General features: G+C 73.1%; 8 protein-coding genes. 7 read left to right on the top strand and 1 reads right to left on the bottom strand.

The genetic code is table 11. The features are described 5' to 3' along the window. Positions 1 to 62 precede the first annotated feature (62 nt). Positions 63 to 1,052 carry a hypothetical protein gene (locus ACWGI6_RS27055; protein ID WP_453269918.1) on the top strand — a complete coding sequence of 330 codons (990 nt, stop codon included), beginning with the start codon at positions 63 to 65 and terminating at the stop codon, positions 1,050 to 1,052. A gap of 60 nt (positions 1,053 to 1,112) precedes the next feature. Here the strand turns inward: ACWGI6_RS27055 and ACWGI6_RS27050 are convergent, their stop codons facing one another. Then, the gene (locus tag ACWGI6_RS27050; RefSeq protein WP_453269917.1) at positions 1,113 to 4,481 is read right to left on the bottom strand and encodes a S41 family peptidase; all 3,369 of its coding nucleotides are present in this window, start codon (positions 4,479 to 4,481) and stop codon (positions 1,113 to 1,115) included. A gap of 252 nt (positions 4,482 to 4,733) precedes the next feature. On the opposite strand from ACWGI6_RS27050, the gene ACWGI6_RS27045 reads away from it, so the two are divergent. The 6 genes from ACWGI6_RS27045 to ACWGI6_RS27020 all read left to right on the top strand — a co-directional run bounded on the left by ACWGI6_RS27045 (position 4,734) and on the right by ACWGI6_RS27020 (position 12,052). Next, the gene (locus tag ACWGI6_RS27045) at positions 4,734 to 5,309 is read left to right on the top strand and encodes a TetR/AcrR family transcriptional regulator (protein WP_393907555.1); all 576 of its coding nucleotides are present in this window, start codon (positions 4,734 to 4,736) and stop codon (positions 5,307 to 5,309) included. Between the two features lie 116 nt (positions 5,310 to 5,425). After that, positions 5,426 to 7,678: an MMPL family transporter gene (locus ACWGI6_RS27040; RefSeq protein WP_453269916.1), complete on the top strand. Its 2,253-nt coding sequence runs from the start codon at positions 5,426 to 5,428 to the stop codon at positions 7,676 to 7,678. Between the two features lie 380 nt (positions 7,679 to 8,058). Next, complete coding sequence (locus tag ACWGI6_RS27035; protein WP_453269915.1) at positions 8,059 to 9,192, top strand: energy-coupling factor ABC transporter permease; 1,134 nt, start codon at positions 8,059 to 8,061, stop codon at positions 9,190 to 9,192. 1 nt (position 9,193) lies between these two features. Continuing rightward, positions 9,194 to 9,955 (top strand): cobalt ECF transporter T component CbiQ, encoded by a 762-nt coding sequence (gene cbiQ / locus ACWGI6_RS27030; RefSeq protein WP_453269914.1) that lies wholly within the window; start codon positions 9,194 to 9,196, stop codon positions 9,953 to 9,955. Continuing rightward, positions 9,943 to 10,716 (top strand): energy-coupling factor ABC transporter ATP-binding protein, encoded by a 774-nt coding sequence (locus ACWGI6_RS27025; RefSeq protein WP_453269913.1) that lies wholly within the window; start codon positions 9,943 to 9,945, stop codon positions 10,714 to 10,716. The genes cbiQ and ACWGI6_RS27025 overlap by 13 nt, the downstream gene beginning before the upstream one ends. A 148-nt stretch (positions 10,717 to 10,864) precedes the next feature. Continuing rightward, entirely contained in the window at positions 10,865 to 12,052 is a 1,188-nt protein-coding gene (locus ACWGI6_RS27020; RefSeq protein WP_453269912.1) for a serine hydrolase domain-containing protein, read from the top strand. Positions 12,053 to 12,200 lie beyond the last annotated feature (148 nt).

Below are 12,200 nucleotides of genomic sequence, written 5' to 3'. Positions count from 1 at the left end.
GCTGTCCGGGGCGACGGGAACGGGTGTTGTGGCCGCGGCCGGGCGACGGTTCAATGGCTCGCATGGGAAGCACGGGGGGATCCGGCGGCTTATGCCCACGGGAGGCCGGTGATGCGGCCGCACTCGTCGAGCTGATGCAACAGCTCAAGGACCGCACACAATTGACGTACCGCCGGCTCGAACAGCGGGCGGCGGAAAGGGGCGAGGTCCTCGCCCGCAGCACGCTCGCCGATGTCCTGCGCAGACGGACCCTGCCGAGGGCCGAGCTGCTCGCCGTCTTCGTCCGCGCGTGCGGCTGCACGGAGGACGAGGCCGGGGAGTGGCTCGCGGCCCGGCAGCGCATCGAGGAGCGGGAAGCGGCCACGGCCGGGGAGCCACCGGGCGCCGGGGAGACGTCCGGCGCCGCCGCACCGGGCGTTGTGCGCCGGAGCCCTTACGGGAACCGGAAGGTGCTGACGGGCGGCGCCGTCGCGCTGGTGGCGCTGCTGCTCGTGGTGGGCATACCGCTGCTGACCGGGGACGGCGGTGGGCAGCCCCGCGCCACGGCGGAGACGCCCCGGCCGTCCGCCACGGCGAGCGCGCCGCTGCCTGCGGGCGAGGTCCGGATCCGTCCGCTGCGGGCTCCCGCCCTGTGTCTGACGGACGGACGGGTGCTGCGCCGGCACCGGTACCGCACGGTCGCCGTACAGCGGCCCTGTACGGAAGCGGTGCCGCCGCATACGCATCTGACGGCGGCCGGAGCGGGGCGCCACCGTATCCAGTGGACCCATCGTGACCAGGGCAAGGGCTGTCTGGTCCTGCTGCAGCAGCCGGGGCTTGCGGGGCTGTTGGAGCCGTGGGAGGACTGCACGGCGGGCGGGCCCGCCGCGCTGTTCCGTATCGAGCCGGCCGGCGGGCGGGCGGGGACCGGCGGGACGGCGTACCGGCTGCGGCTGAGCGGCGAGGACGGCAACCGCTGTGTCGCGCTCAGCGGTGAGGGGCCCGGCGTCACGGCACTGGCACAGCGCTGCACCGGAGCCGACGACCAGAAGTTCCTGATCGGCCCGGCGTGAGCGGTCGGTCCGGGGCCGAGCGGTCCCGGGGGCTGAACGGTGCGGCGGGGACGGCGCGGTTCAGGCGCCGGCCGCCGTGGACGCGTCCCCGCTCCGTGGCGGCAGCGGGGGCCGCCGACGGTCCGGCACGTCCGACAGGTCCGGAGGAGTCGCCGCTGGATGCCGCTCCAGCAGCTCCAGCACCGTGCGCACCGCGACGCCCAGCTGCGGATGCCGGCCCTCGGCCCAGTGCAGCGGGGAGCGCAGCGCCTCGATGTCGACCTCGACGCCGTGGTTCTCCACGTCCCAGCCGTAGAGCCGGAACCACGCGGCGTTCATCGGGACGGTGATCGTGGTGCCGTCGGCGAGCCGGTGCCGGCCGGTCATCCCGACCACCCCGCCCCAGGTGCGCATGCCGACCACCGGGCCGATGCCCAGCAGTTTGAAGGCCGCGGTGATCATGTCGCCGTCGGACGAGGTCATCTCGTCGGCGACCGCCACGACCGGGCCGCGCGGCGCATTGCTGGCGTACGAGACGGGCTCGGCGTCGCGGGTCAGGTCCCAGCCCATGATGGTGCGGGTCAGCTTCTCGATCACCAGCTCGGAGATGTTGCCGCCCGCGTTGCCCCGTACGTCCACGATCAGCGCGGGCCGGGAGACCTCCATGCGCAGATCGCGGTTGAACTGTGCCCAGCCGGAGCCGCCCATGTCGGGGATGTGCAGATAGCCGCACCGCCCGCCGCTCAGCTCCCGTACCACCGCCCGGCGTTTGGCCACCCAGTCCTGGTAGCGCAGCGGCCGTTCGTCGATCAGCGGGACCACCGCGACCCGGCGGGGCGGGCCCTCGCCCTCCGGCGGGGAGAAGGTGAGCTCCACGGTGGTGCCGCCGGCCGCGGCCAGCAGCGGATACGGGCCGGTCACCGGGTCCACCCGGCGGCCGTCGACATGGGTGAGCGCCGCGCCCTCACGGATTCCCGTACCGGCCAGCGGTGAGCGGGCCCTGGAGTCCGAGGACTCACCGGGCAGGATCCGGGTCACCGTCCAACGGCCGTCCCGGCACACGAGGTTGGCGCCGAGCAGGCCCATGGCGCGCTGGTAGTGCGGCGGCCCCTCGTTGCGCCGGGCGCCCGCGACATAGGCGTGCGACGTCCCCAGTTCGCCCATCACCTCGCGCAGCAGATCGGCGAACTCGTCGGGGGAGGCGATCCGTTCGAGCAGTGGCCGGTACTGCGCCAGCACCCCGTCCCAGTCGAGGCCGCACATCTGCGGATCCCAGAAATAGGCCCGGGTGATCCGGCCCGCCTCGTCGAACGCCTGGCGCCACTCCGCCGGCGGATCGACATCGTGCAGGATGCGCCGCAGGTCCAGGAAGACCGTCGAATCGCTGTCCGGCGGCTCGGTCGCGGGCACCGCGCGCAGTTCGCCCTCGTCGTTGACGACCAGCCGCGTGCCGTCGCCGCTGAGCGCGAACCCGTCCAGGGAGCTGGTGAGTTCGGTGCGCCGCGCCTTGGTCAGATCGAAGTGTTCGAGGGTGGGCCGGCCCGAGGTGTCGGCCGGGTTGGCGAAGGTCTCGCCCAGCGCGCCGGAGATGGGCCAGCGCAGCCAGACCAGCCCACCGCCGCTGACCGGTTTCAGCGAGGAGTACTTGGACGCCGACACCGGGAACGGGGTGACACGGTTCTCCAGCCCCTCCACCTCCACCAGTACCGGCCCCTCACCGGCTGGCGGCGGATTCTCGTCCGGGTCCAGACCGCCCGCCGCGGGCCGTCCCTCCGGGGACAGCGCGAAGGGGGAGGGGGTCGCCGACGACAGCGGTACGAGATAGGGGCGGCAGCCCAGCGGGAACGACAGATCGCCGGTGTGCACGTCGTAGACCGGGTCGAAGCCGCGCCAGGACAAGAACGCCAGATAGCGGCCGTCGCGGGTGAACACCGGCTGCTCGTCCTCGAACCGGCCGTTGGTGACATCCACGATGTGCCGGTCGGCCAGCCGGGCCATCTTGATCTGCCGCAGCGTCCGGCCGATGCCGGGGTGCGACCAGGTCAGCCAGCGGGAGTCGGGGGAGAACGCCAGGTCGCGGACCGGGCCGTTGACGGAGCGGATCAGCTCGGTGACGCCGCCGGGACCGGCGGCCGCCTCCTCCGCGGACCGGTCCTCCTCGGTCGACCCCTCCTCCGGCCGGGACACGTCCACCAGCAGCAGCCGCCCGTCGTTCGAGGCCACCGCCAGCCGCTCCCCGTCCGGCGCGGAGCTCATCTCCTGGACCAGGCCCAGCTCACCGGCGGCCAGCCGGCGCGGTTCGCCCGGCGCCCCGGCCCGCGGCAGATTGGTGATCTCGATCGCGTCCGCGCCCTCTGCGTCGGTGACGTAGGCGATCCGGCCGGTGGCGCCCAGCATTTCGGGAAGCCGGACCCGTACGCCCGGCACGTCATGGATCGTGCGGGCCGGGCCGTCGCGGTGGGTGAGCCAGTACAGGCTGCCGCGTACGCCGACCGCGCTGGCCCGCCCGGTGGTGTCCACCGCGAGCGAGGTGACGTGCGAGGCGGCGGGGACCTGGTAGGTCCGCCGTCCGGCCCGCGGACCGCCCAGGCGTACGGCCAGCTTGCGCGGTACCGCGTCCGGGCCCATGTCGTCGATCAGCCAGAGGTCGCCGGCGCACTGGTAGACGATGCGCGAGCCGTCGCTGGAGGCGTGCCGGGCGTAGAAGTCGGCGTGGTCGGTGTGCCGGCGCAGATCGGTGCTGTCGGGAAGACAGGAGTAGATGTTGCCGATGCCCTCGTGGTCGGAGAGGAAGGCGACCCGGCCGCCGACGAACATCACCGAGTCGAGGTGCCCGTACAGGTCCGGCATCAGCCGGGTGCCGTGCAGCCACATCCGGCCCATCGCGCCGCCCCGGTAGCGCTTCCAGGACGCGGGCTCGTGCGGCGGCTTGCCGCTGAGCAGCAGGGTGCGGCGCTCCCCCTCGACGTCGGTGACCGCGATGTCGGAGACCGGTCCCCAGGGCAGCTGTCCGCCGGGGCTGCCGTCGGTGGACAGGCTGTAGGCCCACGAGTAGTACGAGAACGGCTGGCCGTGCGAGGAGACCGCGAGGATGTGCGACTGGCCTTCGTGGTCGGGCGGGGTCCAGCCGCAGACCCGGGCGTCGGTGCTGCCCCAGTACGTCAGCCGGCGGGCCGGGCCGCCGTCGACCGCCGTGAGGTGGATCTCCGGGTCGAGGCTGCGCCAGGTGGTGAAGGCGATGTGCTGTCCGTCGGGGGAGAAACGGGGGTGGCCGACGCGGGTGCGGTCGACGGTCAGCCGCCAGGCGCGGCCGGGCTCCTGCCCGTCGGGGGCGACCGGGGCGAGCCACAGATCGTCCTCGGTGGCGAAGCAGAGCAGATCACCGTGCACATGGGGATAGCGCAGATACGCGCCGTCGGACGAGCTCGGCGGGCCCGGTGTGGCCGGCATCCGGCGCAACCGACCGCGGGACTCTGCGGGGTTCGGCTCCGGGCGCGGCCCGACAGCCTCGGGTGCATCGCTCACTCACCCATCGTTCCGGGACGTGGGTGCGGCGGCAAGTCGGTCGGGTGACGCAGACCACAAGCGAAACGGTTCCGTTTCGCTCGGTCCGGCAGTAGCTTCGAAGTGTACGAAACCGTTTCGTTCGCAGTCGCCGATAGGGTGGCCGCGTTCGTACGGTCCGACCGAGAGGTGCGTGTCATGGGACGCAGCCGGCTGACTCCCGAGCGGGAGGCCGAGCTCTTCAACGCCGTGCTCGATCTGCTGCGTGAGGTCGGCTACGACGCGTTGACCATGGACGCCGTCGCCGCCCGTACGCGCTCCAGCAAGGCCACCCTCTACCGCCAGTGGCAGGGCAAGCCGGAGCTGGTGGCCAGGGCGTTGCGGCACTGCAAGCCGGTCAGCACCGTGGACGTCGACACCGGCAGCCTGCGCGGCGACTTCGCCGAGCTGGTGCGCCGGGCCGACGACGAGGGGCAGGTGGAGAAGGACGCGGCCCTGATGCGGGGGCTGGGGATGGCCATCCACGGCAACCCCGATCTGCACCAGGCCCTGCGTGAAGTCCTCCTCGACCCCGAGGTGACCGGACTGAACGCGATGCTGCAGCGCGCCATCGACCGCGGCGAGATCGCGGCCGACTGCCCCGCGCTCCAGTTCGCCCCGCACATGCTCGTCGGTGCGCTCATCGCCCGGCAGCTCATCGAGGACCGCAGCGCCGATGCCGCGTTCCTCTCCGCCTATCTCGACGCCGTGGTCCTCCCCGCCCTCGGCGTCTGACCCCACCCGCCCGACTCCCCTTCGTCCCAGCCCCCGTACCCGGCTCGCCGCTCTCGTCGCCGGGGCGGTGGCGCACGCCTCTGTACGCCCCTCCTCCGACGGGAGCACCCGGTCCGATGGCCACCTTCCTCTACAAGCTCGGCCGCTTCGCCTTCCGGCGACGCCGCTTCGTCGCCCTGATATGGGTCGCCCTGCTGGCCGTTGCCGGCGTCGGGGCCGCCACCGCCTCCGCACCTGCCGCCGACTCCTTCTCGATCCCCGGCACGGAGGCTCAGCGCGCCTTCGACCTCCTCGACCAGCGCTTCCCCGGCACGAACGCCGACGGCGCCACGGCCCGGGTGGTCTTCCGGCCCCCCGGGGGCGAGTCGATGAAGGACCCGGCGAACAAGGCGGCCGTCGAACGGACCGTCCACGCCCTGCAGTCGGGCTCCCCGCAGGTCGACCGGGTCACCGACCCGTACACCGCCAAGGCCCTCAGCAAGGACGGCCGCACCGCCTACGCGCAGGTCTCCTACAAGGTCACCGGCTTCGAGCTGACCGACGCCTCCAAGGACGCCCTCAAGGACGCGGCCAAGGGCGGCCGGGACGCCGGGCTGACCGTCGAGACCGGCGGCAACGCCCTGCAGGCCATCCCCGAGACCGGCGCCACCGAGGTCATCGGTATCGCGATCTCCGCGGTGGTCCTCGTCATCACCTTCGGCGCGCTGATCGCGGCCGGACTGCCGCTGCTGACCGCGCTGATCGGCGTCGGCATCGGCGTCTCCACCATCGCCGCGCTGAGCAGTGCGCTCGACCTGTCCAGCACCACCTCGACGCTGGCCACGATGATCGGCCTCGCCGTCGGCATCGACTACGCCCTGTTCATCGTCTCCCGCTACCGCGCCGAGATCACCGAGGGCCGCGAGCGCGAGGATGCCGCCGGACGCGCGGCGGGCACCGCGGGCTCCGCGGTCGTCTTCGCCGGGCTGACCGTGGTGATCGCGCTGGTCGGCCTCACCGTCGTCAACATCCCGATGCTGACGAAGATGGGCCTGGCCGCGGCCGGCACCGTCGTCATCGCCGTACTCATCGCGCTGACCCTCATCCCGGCGCTGCTGGGCTTCGCGGGGGCGCGGGTGCTGCCCCGCAAGGCCCGTAAGGCGAGTGCGGCCGGCGAGGGGCCCGGCCGGCCCGGCACCGGCGGGGAGCGGCCCAACATGGGCACCCGCTGGGCGCGCTTCGTGCTGCGCCGCCCCGTCGCCGTACTGCTCGCGGCCGTGGTCGGCCTCGGCGCCGTCGCGATCCCCGCCACCTCGCTGGAACTGGGCCTGCCGGACGACGGCTCACAGCCCGCCCACACCACCCAGCGCAAGGCCTACGACCTGCTGTCCGACGGCTTCGGCCCCGGCGTCAACGGCCCGCTGATGCTGGTCGTCGACGGCCGGGACGCGCACACCGGGCAGACCGCCAGGTCCGCCGCCGCGCGGGTCGCGAAGGAGGTCGGCAAGCTGGACGACGTCGCCGTCGTCACCCGGCCCGCCTTCAACAAGGCCGGCGACACCGCGATGCTGAACGTCGTCCCCAAGTCCAAGCCCAGCAGCGTCGGGACCGAGGACCTGGTGCACGACATCCGGTCCACGGCGAGCGGTATCGCCCAGGACACCGGGGCGAAGACCCTGGTCACCGGCACCACCGCGATGAATGTCGATGTCTCGCAGAAGCTCAACGACGCGCTCGTGCCCTACCTGGCGCTGGTCGTCGGCCTGGCCTTCCTCCTGCTGATGGTGGTCTTCCGCTCGGTGCTCGTCCCGCTCAAGGCGGCCCTCGGCTTCCTGCTCTCGGTGGTGGCGGCGCTCGGCGCGGTCGTCGCGGTCTTCCAATGGGGCTGGCTGGGCGACGTGTTCGGAGTCGAGCAGACCGGGCCGATCATGAGCATGATGCCGATCTTCATGGTGGGCGTGGTCTTCGGCCTGGCGATGGACTACGAGGTCTTCCTCGTCACGCGGATGCGCGAGGCCTTCGTCCACGGCGAGCGGCCGGGCGAGGCCGTCGTCACCGGCTTCCGGCACGGCGCGCGAGTGGTCACCGCCGCCGCGGTCATCATGATCAGCGTCTTCGCCGGCTTCATCGGCTCCACCGACTCGATGATCAAGATGATCGGCTTCGGCCTCGCCATCGCCGTCTTCTTCGACGCCTTCATCGTCCGCATGGCCGTGGTCCCCGCGGTCCTGGCGCTGCTGGGCCGCTCCGCCTGGTGGCTCCCGCGGTGGCTCCAGAAGCTCCTGCCGAACGTGGATGTCGAAGGCGAGGGCCTGCGTACGGAGCTCGGCGACGCCGGCACCGCCGACGGACCGGACGCGAGCACCGCACCGGAACCGGCGCGCGTCTGACGGTCCGCCACCGCACCGGCTCCGGCCGGTGCGCCCAGACCTCCGGGACCGCTGTATGAGCGGAGCGGTCACCCGGAGCCGGCGCCGGCCCGTGGGGACGGGGAGCGGCGCACCAAAGGGCCCGGCGACGGCCTCCCCTGGGGGCGGGGCCGTCGCCGGGCCGGGTGCGGAGGAGGTGCCGGGGCCGGGGCCGCACCGCACGCCGGGGTACGGCGCACCCTCGGCCCGTTCGTACGGATGTGCCCCTGGGGGCGGGGTGTGCAGATGGGGCCCGGTTTTGCGGTCGCCGTGGCCGTTTCGCATCATGGGCGCTCTTGCAAGTTATTTGCAGGAGGCACCACCATTGGTGGGTTGCAGAGCCTGAAGCGGAGAAGCCTGAGATGCACGTACCCGATGGATTCATCAATGCGCCGGTGTCGGTGGCGACCGGTGCGGTCGCCGCCGTCGCGGTCGCGGTCAGCCTGCGCGGCGCCCGGCGTGAGTTGGCGGGTGCGGGAGCGGGCGGCACCGCGGGTGCCGAGCGCACGGCGCCGCTGGCCGGACTGGTCGCGGCGTTCATCTTCGCCGTGCAGATGCTGAACTTCCCGGTCGCGGCGGGCACCAGCGGGCATCTGCTGGGCGGTGCGCTGGCGGCGATACTCGTCGGCCCGTACACCGGTGTGCTGTGTGTCTCCGTCGTGCTGCTCATGCAGGGCGTGCTGTTCGCCGACGGCGGGCTGACCGCACTGGGCGTGAACATCACCGATATGGCGCTCGTGACGACCGTGGTCGCCTACGGCCTGTTCCGCGGGCTGGTGAAGGTGCTGCCGCGACGCCGTCGCTCGATCACCGTGGCCTCGTTCGTCGCCGCGCTGCTGTCGGTGCCCGCGGCCGCGGTGGCCTTCACCGCCATCTATGCGCTCGGCGGGACCGCGGACGTGCCGATCGGCAAGGTCTTCACCGCCATGGTGGGCGTCCATGTACTGATCGGGATCGGCGAGGCGGCGATCACCGCCCTGACCGTCGGCGCGGTGATCGCCGTACGCCCCGACCTGGTGTACGGCGCACGTGGTCTGGCCGAGCCGCTGGAGCTGCGGACCTCGCCGCTCGCCGCCCCGGCCGACGAGCCCGCCCCGGCCGCCGCTCCCGCGTCCGAGCCCGTGGCCCCGGCCGCCGCGGCCCCGCGCCGCTCCGCCCGCCGCGTCTGGCTGGCCGGGCTCGCCGCCGCCCTGGTGTGCGCGGGCGGCATCAGCTACTACGCCTCCGCCAGCCCCGACGGCCTGGAGAAGGTCGCCCACGACCAGGGCATCGACGCGAAGGCCAGGGACCACGCCGCCAAGGACTCCCCGCTCGCCGACTACAGCGTCAAGGACATCACCGACCCGCGCCTGGCCGGCGGCCTGGCCGGCGTCATCGGGGTCGGCGCGACGCTGGCCGTGGGAACCGGCGTGTTCGTCGTCCTGCGGCGGCGCAGGAACGCCGGCAGCGGCGAGCAGCCGGGCGTGGGCACCGAGCGCCCGTCGGAGGGCGTCTGAGATGGGTGCCGGGCATGCGCACAAGCTGTACCGGCACGGGCATTCACCGGTCCACGCCCTGCCGGCGCACTGCAAGATCGCCGCGGTCTTCTGCTTCGTCCTCGTCGTCGTCTCCACCCCGCGGGAGGCCACCTGGGCGTTCGGGCTCTACGCGCTGCTGATCGCGGCCGCCGCCGGGGCCGCCCGGATCCCGGCCGGATTCCTGCTCAAGCGACTGCTGATCGAGGTGCCGTTCGTCGCCTTCGCCCTGCTGATGCCGTTCGTCGCCGAGGGGCCGCGCGTCGAGGCCCTCGGGATGAGCCTGAGCGAGTCGGGGCTGTGGGGCGCCTGGAACATCCTCGCCAAGGGGACGCTGGGCGTCGCCGCTTCCGTGCTGCTCGCCTCCACCACCGAACTGCGCGCACTCCTGCTGGGCCTGCAGCGGCTCAGGATGCCGCCACTGCTCGTCCAGATCGCCTCGTTCATGATCCGCTACGGCGATGTGATCGCCGACGAGATGCGGCGGATGCGGATCGCCCGGCTCTCCCGCGGCTTCGAAGCGCGCGGCATGCGCCACTGGGGTGTGCTCGCCAAGTCGGCCGGCGCGCTGTTCATCCGCTCCTACGAGCGCGGTGAGCGGGTCCACCTCGCCATGGTCAGCCGCGGCTACACCGGCACCATGCCCCAGGTCACCGAGACCACCGCCACCGGCACACAATGGACCCGCGCGGCCGCCCTCCCCCTCGCCGCGCTCGCCGTCTGCCTCCTGGGATGGACCCTTTGAGCACCACCACACCCGCCCCCTCCCTCGCCGTCTCCCGGCTCGCCTACGCCTACCCCGACGGCCACCAGGCGCTCTTCGGCGTCGACCTGACCGTCGGCCGCGGCGAGCGGGTCGCGCTGCTCGGGCCCAACGGCGCCGGCAAGACCACCCTCGTGCTGCACCTCAACGGCATCCTCGAAGCGGGCGCCGGCAGTGTCGCGGTCGCCGGGCTCCCGGTCGCCAAGGAGCACCTCGCCGAGATCCGCCGCCGCGTCGGCATCGTCTTCCAGGACCCCGACGACCAGCTGTTCATGCCCACCGTCCGCGAAGACGTCGCCTTCGGGCCGGCCTCCGCGGGACTGCGCGGCGCCGCACTGGAGGAGCGGGTCACCGAGGCGCTCGCCCGGGTCGGCATGGCGGACTTCGCCGACCGGCCGCCGCACCACCTCTCCTTCGGGCAGCGCCGCCGGGTCGCCGTCGCGACCGTGCTGGCGATGCGGCCGGAGATCCTGGTCCTCGACGAGCCGTCCTCCAACCTCGACCCGGCCTCCCGCCGTGAACTCGCCGACATCCTGCGGTCGTTGGACGTCACCGTCCTGATGGTCACGCACGACCTGCCGTACGCGCTGGAGCTGTGCCCGCGCTCCGTCGTGCTCTCCGGCGGCGTGATCGTGGCCGACGGGACCACCCAGGAGCTGCTGTGCGACGAGGAACTGATGCGCACCCACCGGCTGGAGCTCCCCTTCGGATTCGACCCGCGGTCGGTCGACGTACCGCGGTGACCCGCCGCTGAACCGTCTCCGGCGCTCCGCCGCCGTGGCGTTCTCGTGTGACGAACGCCACGGGCTGCGGTCCTGGTCATCAGCACTGATCCGCGCGTTGCACCATGGATGGGTCACGAATGCGACGGATGAGCGGAAGCAGGAATCAGTGGTGGACGTCCAGGGCACGGTCGAGGACGGCTTCGAGCCGGTCCGGGACGCCTTCATGGCCAACTTCGCCCGGCGCGGGGAGCGGGGCGCGGCGGTCGCCGTGTACCGGCACGGGCGCAAGGTCGTGGACCTGTGGGGCGGCACGAAAGACGGGGACGCGGACAAGGAAGCGGCGGATGCGGCGCCCTGGGAGGCCGGCACGGCCCAGGTGATCCGGTCCGCGTCCAAGGGCGTCGCCGCCCTCGTTCCGCTGCTGCTGCACCAGCGCGGACAGCTCGACCTCGATGCGCCGGTCGGCACGTACTGGCCCGAGTTCAAGGCCGCCGGCAAGGAACGCGTACTCGTCCGTCATCTGCTCTCGCACCGCGCCGGACTGCCGGTCCTGGACACCCCGCTCACCCCCGACCAGGCCATCGACGGCGTCAGCGGCCCCGCCGCGGTCGCCGCCCAGGAACCCGTCTGGGAGCCCGGCACCGACCACGGCTACCACGCGCAGACCTTCAGCTGGCTGATCGGCGAGCTGGTGCTGCGGGTCACCGGCCGCACCCTCGGCAGCTGGATCGCCGAGGAGATAGCCGGGCCGCTCGGCCTCGATCTGTGGATCGGCCTGCCCGAGGCGGCGCAGTCCCGCCTCGGCCGGCTGGCCGCCGTCGGCACACCGGCCCCGCCCGCCGCGACGGGGCTGCGGGTACGCCCGAAACAGTCCGTCGCCGATGCGTACGCCGATCCGGACTCGCTCACCAGCCGCGCCTTCGCCGCGATCACTCCGGCGCCCGACGAGAACGCCCCGGCATACCGGGCCGCCGAGCTGCCCGCCTCCGCCGGCATCGCCACCGCCCGTTCGCTGGCCCGCTGTTACGCCGCGCTCATCGGCGCCGTCGACGGCCACCCCCGGCTCTTCGCGCCCGCGACGCTCACCCTCGCCCGGACCGAGGAGTCCGCGGGGCCCGACCGCACCCTCCTCGTCCCCACCCGGTTCGGACTGGGCTTCATGCTCCACGGACCGGCCTCGCCGCTCCTGGCGCCCGGTTCCTTCGGCCACCCCGGCCGCGGGGGCTCGCTCGCCTGCGCCGACCCGGAGACCGGGTTCGCGTTCGGCTACGTCACCAATGGGATGCAGCGGAATGTGACGGCGGATCCCCGTGCGCAGGCGTTGCTGCGGGCGGTTTCCCACGTTGCCGGGTGACGCCGCCGTTTTTGTTTCTGTTGTTTTTTCCCGCCTTTGGCGGGGGCGGGTTGGGTTGTGGGGTGGGGCCCGGCCTGGGTGGTGGGTGCCGGTGGCGGGGCCTCCGGGGTGGGTGTGCGGACTGCTGCGCTTTACGTCCGCACACCCC

The sequence above is a fragment of the Streptomyces sp. NPDC054786 genome (assembly GCF_053611685.1).
The sequence above is the reverse complement of the archived record's forward strand: the minus strand, read 5'-3'. Positions and strand labels throughout refer to the sequence as shown.